At 46.4% G+C, this 19,154-nt stretch carries 18 protein-coding genes; 7 read left to right on the top strand and 11 right to left on the bottom strand.

From position 1 onward, the window contains the following. Positions 1-147 precede the first annotated feature (147 nt). Complete coding sequence (locus tag QUB37_RS10060) at positions 148-1,398, top strand: WD40 repeat domain-containing protein (RefSeq protein ID WP_333161462.1); 1,251 nt, start codon at positions 148-150, stop codon at positions 1,396-1,398. On the opposite strand, the gene QUB37_RS10055 is transcribed toward QUB37_RS10060, so the two are convergent. The 3 genes from QUB37_RS10055 to QUB37_RS10045 form a co-directional block, all read right to left on the bottom strand. Further along, entirely contained in the window at positions 1,395-1,613 is a 219-nt protein-coding gene (locus tag QUB37_RS10055; protein WP_333161460.1) for a hypothetical protein, read from the bottom strand. The two genes, QUB37_RS10060 and QUB37_RS10055, sit on opposite strands and share 4 nt — an antisense overlap. 24 nt (positions 1,614-1,637) lie before the next feature. Continuing rightward, entirely contained in the window at positions 1,638-2,573 is a 936-nt protein-coding gene (locus QUB37_RS10050) for an isoaspartyl peptidase/L-asparaginase (RefSeq protein ID WP_333161458.1), read from the bottom strand. 72 nt (positions 2,574-2,645) lie between these two features. Then, positions 2,646-2,801: a DUF2256 domain-containing protein gene (locus QUB37_RS10045; protein ID WP_006631540.1), complete on the bottom strand. Its 156-nt coding sequence runs from the start codon at positions 2,799-2,801 to the stop codon at positions 2,646-2,648. A 90-nt stretch (positions 2,802-2,891) separates the two neighbouring features. Here QUB37_RS10045 and QUB37_RS10040 point away from each other — a divergent pair, with 90 nt between their 5' ends. The 4 genes from QUB37_RS10040 to QUB37_RS10025 all read left to right on the top strand — a co-directional run bounded on the left by QUB37_RS10040 (position 2,892) and on the right by QUB37_RS10025 (position 7,338). Then, the gene (locus QUB37_RS10040) at positions 2,892-3,911 is read left to right on the top strand and encodes an RNA methyltransferase (RefSeq protein WP_333161456.1); all 1,020 of its coding nucleotides are present in this window, start codon (positions 2,892-2,894) and stop codon (positions 3,909-3,911) included. Positions 3,912-4,173: 262 nt separating this feature from the next. Next, the gene (locus QUB37_RS10035; protein WP_333161454.1) at positions 4,174-5,799 is read left to right on the top strand and encodes a serine hydrolase; all 1,626 of its coding nucleotides are present in this window, start codon (positions 4,174-4,176) and stop codon (positions 5,797-5,799) included. Between the two features lie 65 nt (positions 5,800-5,864). Beyond that, positions 5,865-6,266 (top strand): hypothetical protein, encoded by a 402-nt coding sequence (locus QUB37_RS10030; protein WP_333161452.1) that lies wholly within the window; start codon positions 5,865-5,867, stop codon positions 6,264-6,266. A 406-nt stretch (positions 6,267-6,672) separates the two neighbouring features. Further along, positions 6,673-7,338, top strand: coding sequence for a DUF1295 domain-containing protein (locus QUB37_RS10025; RefSeq protein WP_333161450.1), 666 nt, complete (start codon positions 6,673-6,675; stop codon positions 7,336-7,338). Positions 7,339-7,691: 353 nt separating this feature from the next. Here QUB37_RS10025 and obgE read toward each other — a convergent pair whose 3' ends face one another. The 5 genes from obgE to QUB37_RS10000 all read right to left on the bottom strand — a co-directional run bounded on the left by obgE (position 7,692) and on the right by QUB37_RS10000 (position 13,711). After that, on the bottom strand, positions 7,692-8,732 hold the full coding sequence (gene obgE / locus QUB37_RS10020; RefSeq protein ID WP_333161448.1) for a GTPase ObgE: 1,041 nt from the start codon (positions 8,730-8,732) through the stop codon (positions 7,692-7,694). Positions 8,733-9,261: 529 nt separating this feature from the next. Beyond that, positions 9,262-10,158, bottom strand: coding sequence for a Mo-dependent nitrogenase C-terminal domain-containing protein (locus QUB37_RS10015; protein ID WP_333161446.1), 897 nt, complete (start codon positions 10,156-10,158; stop codon positions 9,262-9,264). 419 nt (positions 10,159-10,577) lie between these two features. Further along, positions 10,578-11,651, bottom strand: a complete 1,074-nt coding sequence (locus tag QUB37_RS10010; protein WP_333161445.1) for a class I SAM-dependent methyltransferase — start codon at positions 11,649-11,651, stop codon at positions 10,578-10,580. A 379-nt stretch (positions 11,652-12,030) separates the two neighbouring features. Next, the gene (locus tag QUB37_RS10005; RefSeq protein ID WP_333161443.1) at positions 12,031-13,167 is read right to left on the bottom strand and encodes a transposase; all 1,137 of its coding nucleotides are present in this window, start codon (positions 13,165-13,167) and stop codon (positions 12,031-12,033) included. 232 nt (positions 13,168-13,399) lie between these two features. Next, complete coding sequence (locus tag QUB37_RS10000; RefSeq protein ID WP_263053625.1) at positions 13,400-13,711, bottom strand: 30S ribosomal protein PSRP-3; 312 nt, start codon at positions 13,709-13,711, stop codon at positions 13,400-13,402. 326 nt (positions 13,712-14,037) lie between these two features. On the opposite strand from QUB37_RS10000, the gene QUB37_RS09995 reads away from it, so the two are divergent. After that, positions 14,038-14,838 (top strand): TIGR01548 family HAD-type hydrolase, encoded by an 801-nt coding sequence (locus tag QUB37_RS09995; RefSeq protein WP_333161441.1) that lies wholly within the window; start codon positions 14,038-14,040, stop codon positions 14,836-14,838. A 340-nt stretch (positions 14,839-15,178) separates the two neighbouring features. Here QUB37_RS09995 and QUB37_RS09990 read toward each other — a convergent pair whose 3' ends face one another. Next, on the bottom strand, positions 15,179-15,997 hold the full coding sequence (locus tag QUB37_RS09990; RefSeq protein WP_333161439.1) for a tetratricopeptide repeat protein: 819 nt from the start codon (positions 15,995-15,997) through the stop codon (positions 15,179-15,181). A 237-nt stretch (positions 15,998-16,234) separates the two neighbouring features. On the opposite strand from QUB37_RS09990, the gene QUB37_RS09985 reads away from it, so the two are divergent. Further along, the gene (locus QUB37_RS09985) at positions 16,235-17,023 is read left to right on the top strand and encodes a cobalt-precorrin-6A reductase (RefSeq protein WP_333161437.1); all 789 of its coding nucleotides are present in this window, start codon (positions 16,235-16,237) and stop codon (positions 17,021-17,023) included. Positions 17,024-17,335: 312 nt separating this feature from the next. Here the strand turns inward: QUB37_RS09985 and QUB37_RS09980 are convergent, their stop codons facing one another. Together QUB37_RS09980 and hpsC are read right to left on the bottom strand one after the other, a co-directional pair. Beyond that, entirely contained in the window at positions 17,336-17,965 is a 630-nt protein-coding gene (locus QUB37_RS09980; protein WP_333161434.1) for a GspH/FimT family pseudopilin, read from the bottom strand. 58 nt (positions 17,966-18,023) lie between these two features. Next, a complete protein-coding gene (gene hpsC / locus QUB37_RS09975) occupies positions 18,024-19,118 on the bottom strand; it encodes a hormogonium polysaccharide secretion pseudopilin HpsC (protein WP_333161433.1) in 1,095 nt (364 codons plus the stop codon). Positions 19,119-19,154: the final 36 nt, after the last annotated feature.

The following is a 19,154-nucleotide window of genomic DNA, read 5'->3' as shown; positions in this document are numbered from 1 at the left end:
GGATTCCGGCACATTTTTAACCTGACACTATTTCCCCTGTTTGCTGTGTTAAAAATAGATTAGCGGTGACAACAGTTCGATCGCGCACAGCGAATGTTAGGATTTAGGTTAGGATTTTGACTAGGAACTCGATCGCGACTGCCGCAAATGATACCCTTTACCCTCGATCGACCCGAAGAACCATTTGCACGCGCAAGCAAAGGCTGGGACATCCAAAAGCTTTATACCGACTTGGCAAATGCCAAACAAGAATTCGCCCCCCACACCAGAAGAGGGCTGACACCCGTAGAAAAGCGGCATCTCTGTGGCTTGTTGTGCGGCTACAGCCCAGCCGAAATTGCGGTTTTTCTCAACAAACAAATCAAAGGTGTAGAAGTTGATTTGTCAAAAACTTTGTACCGATACATAGAAGTATTGACAAATCGGCCGCGAAATGACCTCAAAAATTGGAGAGATGCGATCGACTGGCTGGAAATAGCCGGGTATAAAACGCAGCCAAAAACCTCAACCGGCGCCTTTTTAAAAGCTACTCTCCACCATTCAGACAGGATTTTGTCTGCAGCTATCAGTCCCGACGGACAATTACTCGCAACGGGTTCAGAGGACAGTACAGTGAAAATTTGGAGTTTGCACAGCGGGGAACTGCGGCAGACGATTTTCGGACATTCAACAGCCGTGTTGCTAGTTGCTTTCAGTCCCGCCAGCAAAACGCTGCTGACACGATCGCGCGCGGGTACAGTCAAACTCTGGAACCTGCAAAACGGCCAACTCCTGAAGCGTTTGGCAGACGTACACCGCCACGAATCCGTCGCTGTCAGCCCCGACTGGCAAATTTTGGCGATCGGCACCACCTGCGGCACAATCAAGCTTCAGCACCTCAACAGCGGCCAACTGCTGCAAATTTTGGAAGGCTACCAAGGGGATGACATAAGTGCGATCGCCCTGAGTCCCAACGGCAAAATGCTAGTAGCCAGCGGCCTCAATGCAGCCAGCGGTTTCTGTCGCGCCACAGTCACTTTGTGGGAATTGCCGGGAGGCGAAGTGAGGCGAACATTTGGTAGCGAAAATTATGTAGCGATTTCTTCCGATAGCCAAATTCTTGTCAGTCATGGCGGCCAAACTATCAAACTGTGGAATTTGCAAACAGGCGAATTATTGCATTCGCTGCAAACAGGAATTCGCATCACTTCCGCCGCCGCAATTAGCCCTGATGGGAAATACTTTGCAGTGGGGTGTTTTGACGGCACTGTTAGACTTTGGAATCTTCGCGGCGAATTACTGCACACTTTAGATGGACATTCTAGCCCTGTGTCTGCGGTGGCGATCGGGCTTTTGGGCGAAACTATCGTCAGCGGCGGAGAGAATGGTACTGTTAAACTTTGGCAACTGCGGATTTAAGAATATCGATTCCGGTTGCACCGTCCGTGCTTGTTGACTGTTGACTGTTGAGTGATGACTGTTGACTGTTGAGTGATGACTGTTGACTGTTGACTGATGGCTGATGACTGATGACTGATGACTGATGACTGATGACTGATGACTGTCGGATTTGATATCAAACTAATGCCGATCGAGATACCCGACTTGTTCAAAAAGTCGGGTATCTGAACCACATACTGACAATTTCGATCGCCCTTTTAAGCAATAAAAATCAGCGTTCCCTTGCTCATTTCCAAAGTATCGCCCATTTGCATACCATTGTGAAAAGCACCCAAAATAACCTCGCTAGTTTTGCCGAAAGCGATCGCCCCGCTAGCATCAATTCCAATTGCGCCAAAATCCCGTTGACGTTCGTCAGCTTCAGTAAAAGAACGCTCAAAAGCAGCTTTCAAACTCAAACCATCCGTTACCCGAATCACAATTCGCGCGGCCAAACACTCGTCCATAATGTGCTCGCCAATCCCCGTACAGCTTACCGCCGCACTTTGGGCTGCGTAATTTCCCGCCGGCATCGCCGAGTCACTAACCCGCCCAATCCGCTCAAAACCCTTGCCACCAGTCGAAGTCGCAGCAGCCAAGCGTCCATGCACATCCAAAGCTACGACTCCGATCGTACCCATACCGGCCGGTTCGGCAACCACGTCAGCCATTGCTTTGCTAAAATTGCCTTGGCGTTCCTGCATCCACTCGTGCAAACGCAAATCCGTCATCGGATCGTAAATCGGCAATTGAAGTTCTCGCAGCAATTCCGCCGAACCAAAATCAGAGAGAACTCGATCGTCCGAATGCTGCAAAAATTGAGCAAGTTCGATCGGATGTTGAACGCGAGAAACATTAATCGCCCCGCTGAAACGCTGCATCAAACCGTCCATTAGCGAAGCACTCATCCGAATTTGACCGTCCGACTGCACTACAGAACCAGTACCGGCATTGAATCGCGGGTCATCTTCCAACAATTGGCAGCCCCGCACCACTGCATCTACGGCACTTGCACCGTCTTTCAGCAGCGGATAAACTTCCTCCAAAACATCGTAAAGCGATTTCCGCACCGCCTCAATTCCGCCTTTACTATGTAGAGAACTGCCCGCACCGCCGTGAATAACTAGCTTTGGTTGCACTTGTTGCGATGCCATAATTTATAACCTAATAACCTAAAATTTTTCCTTTGCAATCTTAGCTTTGATCGAGCAACTTGCCCTACATTCTTAATCTTGAGCCGCCAAACGGCGGCGACGACAACGTTCGGAGCAGTATTTGACCTCATCCCAGCAGTCGGCCCATTTTTTGCGCCAAGTAAAAGGTCGATCGCACACCGGGCACATTTTTGTCGGTAAATCAGATTTCGATCGTTGCTTGGCCATGTTAATTTGGACATTACATTAGTTAGTGATTAAATTTTAATCAAAACAAACAAAACAACCAATTTCTGCCTAACACCTCCCCAAATAAAAATGCTCGAAACGGCCGACGCCAACATCCGAATAGTTTTAGTCGAACCGGCAGGCCCATTGAATGTCGGTTCTGTTGCCCGCGTCATGAAAAATATGGGTTTGCACCAATTAGTTTTGGTAAATCCCCAGTGCGATCATTTAGGGGAAGAAGCCCGACTGATGGCTGTTCGCGCCGCCGACATATTGGAAACGGCTAAAGTAGTCGAGAGTTTGCCCGCTGCTTTGGTTGGGTGTGTCAGAGCGATCGCAACTACAGGAGATGATTGTCGATCGTTGCCAACACAACTAGAAGAACCCGCAGATGCCTTGCCTTGGCTCCTAGAAGCCCCCAGCGCCCTAATTTTCGGCCGAGAAGACTGCGGCTTAACCAATGCCGAATTAAACCGCGCTCAACGCCTGATCCGCATTCCCAGTAGCGATGCCTACACATCCCTAAATCTCGCCCAAGCCGTCGCTATCTGCTGTTACGAACTATACCGGGAAGAAGGAAGAAGGAAGAAGGAAGAAGGAAGAGGGAAGAAGGAAGAAGGAAGAAGGAAGAAGGAAGAGGGAAGAAGGAAGAAGGAAGAAGGAAGAAGGAAGAAGGAAGAAGGAAGAGGGAAGGAAGAAGAAGATGCCTCGTTCCCAGGCTCAGCCTGGGAAGGCATATCCAGAGGCTCTGCCTCTTCAATACCCGATGCCACAGATAATTTATCAACTTGTTACCAAGAAAAACTTGCCACCCGCCAGACAGAAAATCCCTCAATTCCCCTCGCCAGTGCTCCCTTGGAAAATTTAGAGGGATATTACCAGCAACTAGAAACGCTGTTACTCAAAATAGGATATTTGCAGCAGCACACAGCAGCAAGCCGGATGGAAAAATTTCGGCGTTTGTACAACAGGGCTTATCCGACAGTGGATGAAGTCGCCATGCTGCGGGGTGTCCTCCGCCAAACAGAATGGGCAATCAAAACTTACCCACGAGAGGCAAATTCTGATACTCTGGATGGGGCGTTACCGGAAAATCCAACGGATAGCTAGCAGAAATGCTGATAATTGGGGATGTGAGATTGAGGATTTTTTTCACAGAGAACTTTCCTTCACCCACTTGTCACCTTCATAACAGAGTTTCTTGACTAAAAACCTAAGCTTTGCGATAATTTGCGAGCAATAAACCCGGTTGCTGATACCATGCAGCGTCTGGGGTAAATCTAAAATCTAAAATCTAAAATCTAAAATTGATTGGCTGACAAGCTGAAAAATCTTAAACTTGAACTTTACATTAGTGATGAAGGAGTAAGACGTGGCAGAGCGGTTTCCCAAAGGATCGATATTATCGGTGATATCCTCGTCGATATCCTCTCCCAACTCCGGCTCAAAGCAGCCTAAGTCCGGCAAAGCAAGTCAGTCTGGCAACTCGGGCCGCCGCCGTCCTCCCCAACCGCAAAACGGCAACCCAGAAATTCGATCGCCCGAACCTGCAACTTTGCCACCGCAACAGGGCCGGGGTAGCAGAAATGGAGCCAATTCTCCCACATCTTCGGAAGAATTTACTACGCAAGACTTTTTATCCGATCCTCGATCGGCAATTAACCCCAGAAAACCCAGAACCAGCAAAACTCCGCAATCGAAGACTCGCCAACCAAGCAAAAAAGGCCTCGCTGCTGTCGATATGTTCGAGTTTCCCGATCCGACTCTGGAGCGGGAAAATGTGAGTTCGATCGCCAGCAATCCCAACAGCCAGCTCCCAACTGCCACTCAGCCTGCAACCCGTGGAAGTCGTTCCAGTTCGCCCCCAGTTCGCATTTCAGACACGGTAATCTCCGCAGATACCAAAAAACCCCCCGTGCCTAAACCGCGCCCAAAAGCGAGTCAGAGACCAGGTAAACGCTCTGCACCTCGGAGCGTGCCGCCGTTGGTGTATGCTACTCGCTTGCTGATTTTGGGAGTTGGGATAGCGGTGATTTGCGGTACGCTGCTGTCGGTGGTGAATGCCGTCAGTCGAGCATCCACGGTAGCGACAGAAGAACCAACCACCGCAGGGCAGAAAAACCCAGCCGATAGCGCATCTGCGGCATCCGCAACCCCAGAAGTGCTACAACTCAATCAAGAATTAGGAGCTTTGAAAACCCAAGTTCAGGTTTTAGCAACAGAAAATCCTAGTTTGACAGCCGGAATATTTCTAGTCGATTTAGATACTGGAAGCTACCTAAATTTTAATGGCGATACTGCTTTTGCTTCAGCTAGCACGATTAAAGTGCCAATTTTAGTAGCTTTTTTCCAAGCAGTAGATGAGGGCAAAGTGCAGTTAGATCAGATGCTGACGCTGAAGCCCGAACACATTGTCGGCGGTTCTGGGGATATGCAAGACCAGGCTCCTGGCAAGAAGTATTCGGCTTTGGAAGTTGCCCAAAAGATGATTGTTGTCAGTGACAATACGGCGACAAATATGATGATTGAGTTGTTGGGAGGTGCTGAGGTGTTGAATCAGCATTTTGCCAATTGGGGTTTGAGTACGACGGTTCTGCGTAATAAGTTGCCAGATTTGGAGGGAACTAATACTACCAGTCCGAAGGATTTGATTAATATCATAGCCCAGGTCGATCGAGGTAATGTGGTATCGGTGAAATCGCGCGATCGCATTTTGCAAATCATGCGCCAAACTAAAAATGATTCTTTGCTGCCGAAAGGTTTAGGCGAAGGTTCAATTATTGCTCACAAAACCGGCAACATTGATACAATTCTTGCGGATGCGGGTATGGTGGATTTGCCGAACGGTAAGCGTTATTTGGTGGCGGTGATGGTGAAGCATCCGCCGGAAACAGAGAAGCCAGCTCAAACATTGATTCGGGATATTTCTCGGATGAGTTACCGCTATTTGTACGGTGGGGAAACGCCAGCCGATTCACAAGTTCAAATTAAAAATTGAAAATTCAACCGGGTTTTTTCCGGCTAGTGTTGTAGACTTTATCAAACTATAAATCAGTTTGTATTATGAAACTCAACATCCGCCTTGCTTGTCTAGTAGCGCTCTCAACTTTAGCCGTTGGAGTCTTCCCTACCTTGAGTAATGCTAATCCTGCTCCAGATTTTGAGACGGACGGCGTGAGAGTGATCAACAATAATATCGAACTCAATCGGGCGAAAAACTTAGCCCGTCAAGCAGCAGAAATTGCTAATGGGGGTTTAGGCAACTATCGAGCTGAACCTTCTATGCACGGTACTTCTAAGGAATCGCCGTTTGTTGACAATGGCGATGGAACTTGGACTTTTACTTTTAAGGGTAACAAGCCTGGTTCGTCTGTCTATACTGTAGAAACGGTTGTTACGGTTTCTCAAGATGGCCGAATCAGAGTTGATTATAATGGGCGAATCCGCGAGTCAAGTGGAATTTAACAATACTTCGGACTTATATCAATTCCGGTTACACTCCTTATGATGGGGAGTGGGGGAATGTGGAATTGTTGACTTTGACTTTATCATTCCCATGCAACGGGAAACGATATGAACTTGTGAAATAGCGATCGCCCGATTAGAGAAATCCTTGATTAAGCTTTCGGAGCGGGTGATTCTCGCAACATTCTTTCGCTACTGAGATCCCGATCGATTTTCTTTATTAAGCCGAGAGCCGGACCTCTCAAATAAACGAACGAGGGCACTCCGGTCACGCTTTCAAGTTGCTTGTTACCCTGTCAGGCCAAATAGAAGCAGGTTAATAAGTTTGCTCGTGATAAGTAGTGATATCTAAAAAAGTGTAATATAAAGAGAGATAGAGTTTACTAGATAGAGATTAGCAAAAGCTATGAAACTCAAGCATTTTATCAATCTGCACAAAGGACTCAGCTTTCCATTTATTTTGACACTGATGTTCATTTACCAAAATTTTAATTTGGGTGCTTGGGTTTATCTCGCCCTGCACGGTACTTATGGTTTGTTGTGGCTGCTCAAAGACCAGATATATCCAGATAAACAGTGGGAACAAGAAATCTCTGTCGGAACGGGAATATTAGGCTTTGTGTCACTTAGCCTCTATTGGGTAGCACCTTTTATTTTGATTAGCAGTGGCTCACAACCACCTCTGCCGTTAGTGGCAGCAGCAATTTCCCTAAATATTATCGGTGTCTTTCTACACTATACTGCTGATGCACAGAAGTATTACACCCTTAAGTACCGTTCGGGACTAATAACTGAAGGATTTTTTGCCCGATCGCGCAATACGAATTACTTAGGAGAAATCCTAATCTACGCAGCGTTTGCGATGCTAGTTCAGCACTGGCTACCTTTTTTAATTCTGGCAGCTTTTATGGCTGGTGTTTTTATTCCTAACATGATAAAAAAAGATCGTTCACTCGGACGATATCCTGAATTTGCCGACTACAAAACTAGGTCTGGACTTTTACTACCACGACTATTTGTATCGACAGCTCTTGAACAAAAAAAAGACAGTTTAGAGGAGAAAGTGGGTTAAAAATAGTAATTTAGGGCGTTGCGGAATTACAATATGAGTTGATGAGGGATAATAAGGCGAATTTTTAGGAAATGCCCTGAATGCAGCTCAACTCATATCCGCAAAATAAGATCAACCTTCTAATAATAAATTTCCCGCCTTTGCCGCACAGCCTTAGCGAGTGCCCCATACCCCTTTGGGAGCTTTCACCGTCACGCTTGTAGGCGATTTAAAGCAGTCGGTAGATACTTTTAAACATCGTTTTTCAAGACACAGAGGCTCAAACCCTTGCCGCACCAGTCCTACAGCCGAAAGATTTGACCCCTCCAAAAAATACCTACCCATTCACGGAAATTCCAAGAACCAGAAAGCGATTAAACACTCGCGACTGCTAACTGTTCTGCAGCCTCTTTCTCGTTCATCTCGTCGAGTTTTTGCCAAACTTGCTGCATCAATTCATCCAATCCAACTCTACTAACGGCGGAAATCAACAAAACAGGAGCGCCGCTAATTTCTTTAATTCGGCTGATTAAATTAGCGATTTCTTCGCTTTCGAGGTCGATCGCATCTACCTTATTAAAAGCCAAAATCTGCGGTTTATCGGCTAAACCACGTCTGTAAGCCTTTAACTCTTCCTGAATTGTGACGTAATTGGCGATCGGATCTTCATCGGTAATATCAATCAAGTGCAGCAACAACCGAGTTCGTTCGATGTGCCGCAAAAACTCGTAACCCAAACCAGCACCTTCGTGGGCTCCTTCAATTAATCCCGGAATGTCTGCAAACACCGTACCGTCGCCGCTGGGTTTTCTGACTACGCCCAAATTCGGGACTAAAGTTGTAAACGGATAATCTGCTATCTTGGGGCGAGCTGCAGACAAAGCTGAAATTAAGGTGGATTTGCCAGCATTCGGCATCCCCAGAATTCCCACTTCAGCTAATAGCTTCAATTCCAAACGCAAAAATTTGTGTTCTCCTTCTTTTCCCGGCATCGCATAATCTGGAGCGCGGTTGGAATTAGTCAGAAAACACTTGTTTCCCAAACCGCCTTTGCCACCTTTAGCTACGCAAAAAGTCTGTCCGGGCGTTACTAAATCTGCTAAGATTGCCTGAGTTTCCGCGTCGTAAACTACTGTACCGCAGGGAACTTCGATCGTGCGATCGTCCCCAGAAGCCCCTGTCATATTCTTCGGCGCGCCGCGCTTCCCGTCATCGGCTTTAAAAATCCGGTTGTACTGAAAATCCAGCAGCGTTTGCAGGCTTTCCACCGCCACCATAAACACAGAACCGCCCCGCCCACCGGTGCCGCCGCTCGGCCCGCCCGCTGGTACATATTTTTCTCTGCGAAAAGCTACCATACCGTCGCCACCTTTGCCGGCTGCGACTTGAATATCTGCTCGATCGATAAATTGCATAATTTAGTCAGTAGTCAATAGTCAGTGTCAATAGTCATTAGTTATTATTATACCAGATGCAAGTATCATATTTCCCTTTTCCTTTAGTCCGCGTCGGCGGACTAAAGCCAAGTTTACTTGCGATTGACAGTTGCCGCAAAAATATAATTATACCAATTCTCAAAAGTAGTGCAGAGCGAGAGATTGTAGGCGAGCATCTGTAGGGAATCGGCAATGCCGTTTCCGGCTCCTAAATCTGCGACTTTTAATATTTTGTATAAGATTGAGGATTGTACCAAAACTTTTGTTTAATTAGTATTATCAAAGCCGATTTGATATTAGCAGGACTCACGCATAAAAACAAACTGAATAAACCGGGTTTTTCTACTGGCTTTTTCTACTGGCGCGGATGGGTGTAACGATGTTTTGTCCTAGAAAAACCCGGTTTTTGCATTTTGGACTAATTAGTAGTCATTGGTTAATAGTCACACTCACTAATCCAAGATTTCACAAGAATGACAACTGCCTACTGACAACTGACAACTGACTACTAACAATAGGACGATACATCTTCCTTACATTCATCTGCCAAATAGCAGAGAGCTCGAAAGCGCATCCCGACTAACTGTTCGTAAAGCGGGTTAATCTGGCACATCGCCGGAATGTGGACGATTTTGCGACCAAATAACACGACATCTCGCTCAAACGGACACTGGGGCGGAATAATTTTACAGACAAAGTGTGCCAATTTTGGGTCGTGAATTTCCCAGCCGTCAAGCCAGTCTTTGACGGGTTGCAGGACATTTTTGTGGTGAGGTTTAGGTAGCCGAGATGAAAGAGGTGTTCCGACTACGGGGGGGACGATCGCATCAAAGACTATTTGGCTGCTGGGCCCCTGCGGATCATCGCACTTGCTGTCTTCGATCGTGTGTCGCAGAGCTTCGATCGCCTCTACGTTGTGTCCCAAAGCTGTGCAAAACTTAGAGACTACCTCGTCTTCGCTGAGCGAGTAGGTACCGTCTGCTAGAGCTACCATGACTGCTGTCCTCAAAAAATCCTCGCCTTTGGCGGTGTCTTTCCCTAACACAGCGGCTAATTCCTCTGGGGCAATAGGTTCAAAACCGTCCTCAAAAGATACCGGGTGTAGTTCATCCTCAGTTAGATTTGCAATCATTTTTTGCTCGTCTTCGTCAAAGTTGCCGTCTGCCCAAGCAATTGTCAGCAATCCCCGCAGCCAAGCAGTAATCTCTTCGTTGGTGCAGGAAGATTTAGCGTTACTCATTAGCATTTCCACTTGGATGTACCAGTCAATTTGTTCGTTTACAGCGGACTCAATATTCCCCTCCCAATAATTTTTATTGGTTTTTTGGTCGATGGATGATCTATTTGTGGAAGGTTTGTGGCCGAAGATTGCTCCAAACGCTTGTAGTGGACGTGTTAAAAGCATATTTGTTTCTCAGCAGCATCGCTGACTAGCGAGCTAATCTATTGGCTAATCCTATTCCCTAAAAAGTCATCTATCAAGAGGAATAGGTTTGTTGAATTCATCTTAACTCTAGTTGCACCCATCAAAATGGCGATCGACTTTTATTCAAGCCCGATTGCCATTAGCAACCCGATTTTTCGCAAGAAATAAAAGGTTGGCAAGCGTGGGATCTAATCAGACACTGGGTTTCTCACCCAGGGGCGATCGAACTTCGCTCTGTTTACATTTTAATATATATTTTTGTAAATTTTTCTATGCCGGCAGCACAATATTAACAGCGAGTTGGCTTTAAGCTGTTGAAAAAAAAATATATGAGGAAAATTTTACCGCCGATAAAACGTTTTGATTGCTGTGCCCGTCTAGAAATGATTGATTTTTTTTTAACTTCGGCGGCACAAAATCCAGCGCAATTCCATTGGCGGGCGTGCGTTTGCCATCGGGAAGACATCTCGACCGGTGGCCCAACTGGGAAACCAGGGCGTCGGTGGCCAGGCTCCTTCCGGCAGGTGGTGGCGTTCATATTCAAACACCAATTCATCGGATATTTGGACTAAGGGCAACCCTTCCATGGCGGTGGCGAGTTCTTGGGGTGTAAATAAAGTAGACCAGGAGAGTTGGGCAACTTGTCGCACGAGGGCATCTGGCTGGTAGTCACCGACTGTTAAAAACGTGCTGAACAGCAACAGACCTCCGGGAGACAGGGAATCGCACATTTTAGCGAGGAAAAGCCGTACTTGATCGCTGTCTCGAAAATGCGAAATGACTTCGGCGGCAACTGCTAACTGATAGCGGGCCGGTTTCATCCGCATTAAGGGGTCGAGCACATCGCCTTCAGTCACTGTGACGGGAAGGTTTTCGGCTGTTACTGCCGCTTTCAATTGTTCTGCAAAAGCGGGAGTTAGTTCGATCGCATCTACAGAATAGCCCAATCTCGCCAGCGGCAAGGTATTGCGGCCGGTACCAGCCCCCACGTCCAAAATCCGCACTCGATCGGGTGTGCCCAATTTAGCAGCCGTTGTCATCAATTTTGCATCGGGATGAGAACCGAAAAGCGGAGGTTCTCTGGTGTCTACCCAGCTTTTGTACTGTTCTCCAACTGTTGAGGTAGTAACAATCACTTTGCAGGCTAAACCGGTTTGTGGCGGCTGCACTGATTCGTATTGCAGAATCAGCATCGATGCTGTGGAGGTGCGGTAGCCTTGTTCTAACTTGGTGGCTAAAAGCTTGCTGAGTTCGTCTCTGCGGTCTTCGGGCAGGGGTCTGTCGAGAGTGCTAAATAGATTTTCTATGGACTTGAGATAGTGGCTTAGCATTCCCGGTATGCAGGGGAAAATTAATTCTCCGCGAGCGTTTATGCGAGTATTAATTTTGTAGAGGATTGCTTGCTGGAGAATGTCGGGATTTACTACCAGCGGTAGCTGTTCTGTCTGGTTGATTGTACTTTCGGCGCCCATAAATTCCGCGAATAAGTCATTAGTTATTAGTCATTAGTCATTAGTCATTAGTCATTAGTCATTAGTCATAGGGAAGTCCTTTGAGAGCTGACTGTACAATTTAAAAGTATAAAAAAGCCGATTTTAGATTTCTTCGGTTTGGTTGCTTAGTATTTTTAAGATTTTAGAAAAGGCGATTTTAGAGCTTTATTTTGCATAAAATCCCAATCTCTAATCTCAAATCGATCGACCAAGCCCAAAACCAGATTAGGTCTGAAAATCGGAGTTAGTATCAAGATAAGCTTTGACACTCCTGGGCCTAAAGGCGTGAGGATTCTTAGTTCAAAGACTGGACTTAAATTAAGAACGTTGCCGCACCTAATCCAGAGGTCTAGTCTCCCTAAGCGTTTACGATCTCTAGGATCGAAGTTCCGACATGACCTGTCGTACCTATCCCGCGATTCAGGATGTTAATTGCAGCATTATGATCTCTATCCATTTCGCATCCACATTTACAAATATGAGTACGAGTGGATAGAGACTTCTTAACGATTTCACCGCAGTTACTACATTCTTGGCTAGTACAAGCAGGGTTTACTGCAATTGTAATCCGACCAAACACTTTTCCAAAATATTCTAAGAACATTCTGAACTGATACCAAGAAGCATCGCTAATGGACTTTGCCAGACAATGATTTTTAACCATGTTGGACACCCTCAAATCTTCATAGACTACTACATCGTTTGATGTGATTACGCACCTTGCTAACTTGATAGCATGGTCTTTACGTTGCCTACTTATTTTGAGGTGTCGCTTACCTAAAATCACTCTAGCTTTGCGGCGATTTGAACTCCCTTTTGTTTTCCGACTTACTAAGCGTTGAGCACGTTTTAACTGCACTTCACCCTTACGCAGAAATCTAGGATTAGGAATCATTTCGCCATTTGAATCGGTGTAAAACTCCTTTAGCCCTACATCTAATCCGATAGTTTTCCCTGTTGATGGGGCTAACTCAATTCTGTCTACTTGAATGCAAACTTGAGTGTAATATCCATCTGCTCTTTTAACCAGCCTCACCCGTTTAATCTGCTCTGGCTGATAGAAATTTAGGTCACGAGTGCCTTTTAACTTTAATCTCCCAATCCCGCATTTATCGGTAAAGGTGATTGACTTTCTATCTGCTGAGAGTTTCCAAGAATTGGTCTTGTACTCCACAGAACGGCAGTCTTTTTGGAAATGTGGGAAACCAACTTTTTTCCCTTTAATCCCTTTTTTGACGTTTTCATGGAATCGAGAAATACTAGCCCACGCTCTTTCTGCACTTGCTTGCCGAGCCATTGCGCCTAACTTGTTTGCAAAGTCAAACTCTTTAGCCCAAATAGCACAGTACTTAGAAAGATCGAACCAAGATTTAGCCCCACCATCCATCCACAAGCGAATAGACTTGTTGCGAATGAATTGACCAATTCTAATCGCTTCATCAATCGCTTGAAATTGGTTCGGTTTTGCATAAATCTTAAATTCTAGAGTTAGCATCTTTTTTTCTCCTGTTATTCCTATGATAAAATATCCATCATAGGAATAGATCAATTAATAAAAGTCCCCCTAGAAGAGGGAGGCTCTAACCCCGAATTTTTGTTAGCGAATTCAAATTTTATCTTTCACGGCGAGGTGGAAAAAGCGTCAAATCCTCTCGCCTTCTCCCCTCTCTCCTTCCCCTCGTCAGCCATAACAGGCAATTTATATGGGTAGCAACTTAAAGCTGGGCTTAGTTGCTGCCGGTAAAAGTCACTTGAGGGAACTTTGACTGAGCTTCAGTCATCGGGCGCCGTCTGCCTTCTTCTTGCCAGTAGTTGATTACTTCTGTCGCTTGGTTGAGGATTTCGACGCGATCGTTATCAGCAATCCAGTGTTTGGCTTCGAGTTCGTTTTTGAGGTCTTCCCACGCATCTTTGCGAGGCCAGAAAAAGTAGGATGTCAGCGGGCTAGTTCCTTTGCCGACAACTTGGTCAACGGCGAGGGCAACATTCTCTTCTAGCCAGAGAACTTTTAAGATGAACTTGGACAAGCAAACCTCCAGGGTTCCGATCGAACTTGTTAAAAATTTCTACAATCGCTAAGCGTAGCACACTCTGTTCGATAATTGGTCATCGGCCATGAAAAGTTTTGTGGCGCGGCTGGTTTTAGCGCCACTCAGGGGCTGGGAACAGATAAAATTTGGGTTCTCACCGCAATACGCTTGGGCCCGATCCCGATCCCCCCTAGCTCCCCTTAAGAAGGGGGGGGCAAGAACTTACTCTTGCGTCCCCCTTCTTAGGGGGATTTAGGGGGATATCGGAGGAATAAACAGTTTTAACCCAAGCTTATTGATTCTCACCGGCCCTAGGTACAAGGATTAGTTAAGTTGTGAACAGAGTTATTGTAGTTTTTGACATTGACGGTGTGGTGCGGGATGTGTCCGGTTCCTACCGACGGGCGATCGCCGATGCGGTGGAACATTTCACGGCGGGTGCTTCTCGCCCGAATTCTCTCGATATCGACTCTCTGAAGTCTGAGGGTGTGTGGAATAATGACTGGCAGGCGTCTTTCGAGTTTGTTTGCCGTTATTTTGAGGGGATTGGCCGATCGAGAAATGAACTCGCTCTCAACTATGACGAGTTAGTGGCTTTTTTCCAAAGTCGCTATCGCGGGCCCGATGAGAAAAATTGGACTGGTTACATTTGCGACGAACCGCTGCTGTTAAGTCCGGCTTACCTGGAAAGTTTAACGGTTGGGGGCATTGTTTGGGGCTTTTTTAGCGGGGCGATGCGGGATGAAGCTGCTTATGTTTTGTCAGGGAAATTGAGTTTAAATTCCCCCGTGTTGGTGGCGATGGAAGATGCACCGGGAAAACCCGATCCGGCTGGACTTTTCGCGGCAATTGAACAGTTGGAAAATCTGCACGGTTTAGAAAAAAATTTGCCCGTGATTTACGCGGGAGATACTGTTGCGGATATTTACACGGTTGTGAAGGCGCGGGAAGTGCAACCAAATCGGGTTTGGCTGGGGGCTGGAATTTTGCCACCTCATGTTTTGGATGATTCTGTGCGCTGCGAGGCGTATGCTGCGGTGCTGGAAAATGCGGGTGCAGCAGCGGTTTTCAGGAATGTGGAAGAGTTGACGGCTGCGCGGATTCGAGAATTAGTTCTGTTGACTGTTGACTGTTGACTGTTGACTGTTGACTGTAGAAGGAGGGGTCATACCAATTTTTTATGAGGTTGCATAGAATCCGATCCCCCCTAGCCCCCCTTAATAAGGGGAGTAGGGGGTGGGACAAGATTCTTCTCAAAGTCAACCCCTACTCCCCAACAATCAGGGGGATCGAGATATGTGCAACTTCACATTAAATTCGTATTAGTTGTCAGTTGTTAGTTGTCGAAATAACAAATAACCAATGATATCGTTTCCGGTTGTATCGGAATAATAAAATCGAGTCAACAGTTAACAGTCAACAGTCAACAGTCAACAGTCAACAGTCAACAGTCAACACTCAACTTTCCCTTTGAGATTATTGCAAGTGCAAGAATTTGTCTAATGCACTGACTGCAAGTGGTGGCCAGCGGCGGTTATTGGCAACCCAATCGAGGTCTTTGTAGCGGGAGTCGAGGCCGATGGCTGCTACCCAATTGCTCTCAGCTTCGCCGCGATTTCCTGCTTCCCAAAGACAGGCGCTGAGGGCGGCTCTCATGTCGGCAAATTGGGGGTATCTGCGGACGATGTTTTTCATGTTGCGAATTGCTTCTTTGGTTTGCCCGTTTTGATAAAGTGCGAGGGCGTGGTTGGCGCGGGCAAAGGCGTATTCGGGGGCTAGTTCAAAGGCTTTGCTGTAGTCGGCAATTGCTTGTTCCCATTTTCCTAAACCTGCTTCGGCGTTGCCTCGGTTGTTGTAGGCGGCTGGATCTTGGGAGTCTAATTCTAGTACATGATTGTAGTCGGCGATCGCATCTTCCCAGCGTCCTAAACCTTCTAAGGCGGTGCCGCGGTTGAGGTAGGGATCGGGGGCGTCGGGTGCTAGCTCGATCGCTCTTTCGTAGTCGGTAATAGCGGCTTGTAGTTTGTTTTGGCTGACTCTAGAATTGCCTCGGTTGCTCCAAGCGGCTGCTTCTGAGGGAAATTTGTCAATGATTTGAGTCCAAAAAGTTTCTGCGGCGGGAAATTTGCCTTCATTTGTAGCTTCAAAAGCTTTTTGAACGAGCTCTCCCAATTCCTGTTGGGGATCGGTGATATCTGTTGGTTGTACTTGGGCGGCAACGGGCGCGATATTTCCTAACCATACTAACCCGGTTACAATTAATACTGTAAAAAATGTGAAAAGTGAGCGAATCATTGTTGTTGGTAGTTTAAACTTTGCTAAACATATTATTAACCGAATTTGCCGGGGTTGCTTGGATAAGTTATACCAATTTTTTATGAGGTTGCATAGAATCCCATCCCCCCTAGCCCCCCTTAATAAGGGGAGTAGGGGGTGGGACAAGATTCTTCTCAAAGTCAACCCCTACTCCCCTTCTTAAGGGGAATCGAGATATGTGCAACTTCACATTAAATTAGTATTAGGGATAATTTGGTGAAAAAACGCTTGCTGATTTTGGGCGGGACGGGGGATGCTGCTGAACTGGCGGTAAGAGCGTCTCAAATTGCTGAAATAGAGGTGGTATCTTCGCTAGCAGGACGCACTCAACAGCCTTTTACCCCAAAAACGGGTACGGTGCGAATTGGGGGGTTTGGTGGGGCGGCTGGGCTGGCGGCGTTTTTGCTCGATCGCGGAGCCCGCCCCTACGGGGGCTACGCCAACGGAGACGATCGCCCGATCGACTTTTTGATTGATGCTACTCATCCGTTTGCGGCTCAGATTTCTGCTAATGCTGCTATTGCTGCTGCTGAATGTAATGTGCCCTTTTTGATGCTGGTGCGTCCTGCTTGGGAGAGGGTGGAGGGCGATCGCTGGATTGATGTTGCCAGCCACTCGGAGGCTGCAAGGGCTTTATTAGGGCTGTCTCAGCGGGTGTTTCTCACCATTGGTAGGCAGGAATTGGCTGCTTTTGCTGATTTGGATGCTATTTGGTTTTTGATGCGGGCGATCGATCCTCCGGCACTCAATACTCCTATTCCTAATGGTAAATTGTTATTAGCAAGGGGGCCTTTTTCTTTGGAAAACGAGCACCAATTACTATTAGAATATCAGATTGATACAATTGTTAGTAAAAACAGCGGGGGCGGTGCTACTTATGCCAAAATTGTTGCGGCTAGGGAACTGGGAATTCCGGTGGTGATGGTGCAGCGGCCGCCGATTGCCGATGTTGAGCAGGTTGCTGATGTTGAAGGGGCGATAGGTTGGTTAGTTAAGCAGTTATGATATCAAATTCGTTAGCATCGGAATAGTAAATTCGAGTTGACTGTTAACTGTTGACAGTGAACAGTCAACCGTCAACATCATTCCGGTGTTACCGGAAATGATATTAGTCGGGTTTAAAACATCGGCCAGGTTATGTCTTTTAGTAATAGTTGATTTCCTGGCTGGATGATTATTTGTTTTAGTTCTAGCTGCATTCTTTGAAGGTTTTAATAGGATTTGAAATATAAAATAATTTAAGTTAATAGAATTTTAGCAATTCTGCATTTATGCGGAATTGATGTTAGAGATCAAGATTCAATTTATTGAAAACTATCATTTACACCCACCATTTGCTGGATCATTTCCTTCAGCAGTTCTCATTCCTCCTAGGAGAGTTTCGACAATCACGCACTGCTTTGTACCGCCATCAGCAGGAGCAACTGTGACATAAAATGAAGTTTTATCTGGATTGCCTAGGTAGTTAAAAGTGATGGAGGGTGCATTAGGTGGATTAAGTGGATTAGGAACAAGTGAAATAGTGCCGGGTTTAATTTCGCCTCCGCTGCTGAAAGTCTCTTTTCGTAACGGTAGTGGCTGTCCTGACGAATCGACGCCAGGTGGAATGGTATCTATCGTAACTGTTGGTGGGTCAGCTACCGGATTGTTTGGAATATAATTGAATGTAACTGTGATATCGCGCTTAGTTCGCTTTGCTTCGCTTTGTGCAAATCGTAAGGATTGGAAAACGCGATCGTTGACAGTGCGAACTCTTTGTCTGTTGATGAATGCCAGCCAACTTGGAGCGGCGATCGAGCTTAATATACCTATGATCAACGCTATCACGAGCACTTCTAGAAGGGTGAATCCTCCATCGCCTTTTCTGGATGCAGTTTTCTTGAAATTATGGCTGGGCTTGGCAGCACACTTATGCAAAAGTTTTAATAATATTGGTGGGGTTTTCATGGTACTCTCCTATTGTTTATCAGCGGGCGGCGATGCGGAAATGTGTTTCAGGCATAAGTTAATTTCCTCGCGCACCTAGACCTTGTACTTGCACGCTTGCTGTTGGGAAATATGCGGGCTTTGGGTTATTGGGGTCATAGTCAGCATCGGCTTGAAGGCGGCGCAGACTATTTCCTCTGATAGTAACTCTGGCTAAATTTCTTTGTGTATCAACACAAGCGTAGAAGCTGTTTATCTTTGTTGTTCTATCTGTTACTTTTAGAGTGTCTTCTAAGATAAAGGATGTTGTAATTCCAGTTTGGGTAGTGGGATTCCCCAGAGCGGTCGTACATTCATTCCCTATGAATTCCGGCTTGGTGCCGTAGTCGATGTAATTAACTAATACATCAACGCGGTCCCAAGCAACGTTTGGGTTCGTCACCTTTTCCGTTGGCTTACTGATGTCAAAACCTGCCACATTGGGAGCACCTATGTTAAAGGCAAGACTGCGCTTTTGCCCGTCGGGATTTTTTAGATCACCATCAGCAAAGTAGCGGTTTGCTGGAATAGGATCTGTCGATTTAGTAGGATCTCGCAGTCCGTCCTGAATTTGATACCGAACAATACGGGTAGGACACGTACCTCCTGAAGGCTGACACCAAATGCCAGGGCCACCTCTAACTTGGTAGTAGGCAACTAATGATAAAACATAGGTATCGTTGCACGCACCTGCGCCTTTGAGTGGTGTGTTTTGAGCGCAACTACTGGGTTTATCACCCGGCACTATAGGAATAGAATTCTTGAGCTGCTGGCGCTTCCAAAATACCAGAATAGGAGTTCCATTTGTTGCAGCAGCAGAGGGGATGAAATTTCCCGCTACGAGTCCGGGGACACCATTTGCACTATTATCGTAAATATAAATAGCTTGGCTCAAATCTTGGGCGATGAAATCAACGGCCGCCTGAATGTCTTGCTCGGTGTTTGACTTGACTTGTTCCCTCCTGTCGGTATTCAGCATATCGACTACAAAACCGAGCATCGGCGTAATGATTAAAAACGCCATAATTGCTCCGACTAATAGCTCGACCAGAGTCATGCCCTTTTCAGTTTGAGCTAGCTCAGAGCGGTTTCGCTGATGCTGACTTTTGAGAAGCAACCTGAGTAAATTTTTCATTTTGACTTCTTCCTTTGCCAATGGGTAGGAAACATT

The organism is Microcoleus sp. AT3-A2 (genome assembly GCF_036705685.1).
Lineage (GTDB): Bacteria > Cyanobacteriota > Cyanobacteriia > Cyanobacteriales > Microcoleaceae > Microcoleus.
Note: the sequence above shows the minus strand (reverse complement) of the source record. Positions and strands in the feature narration are given on the sequence as shown.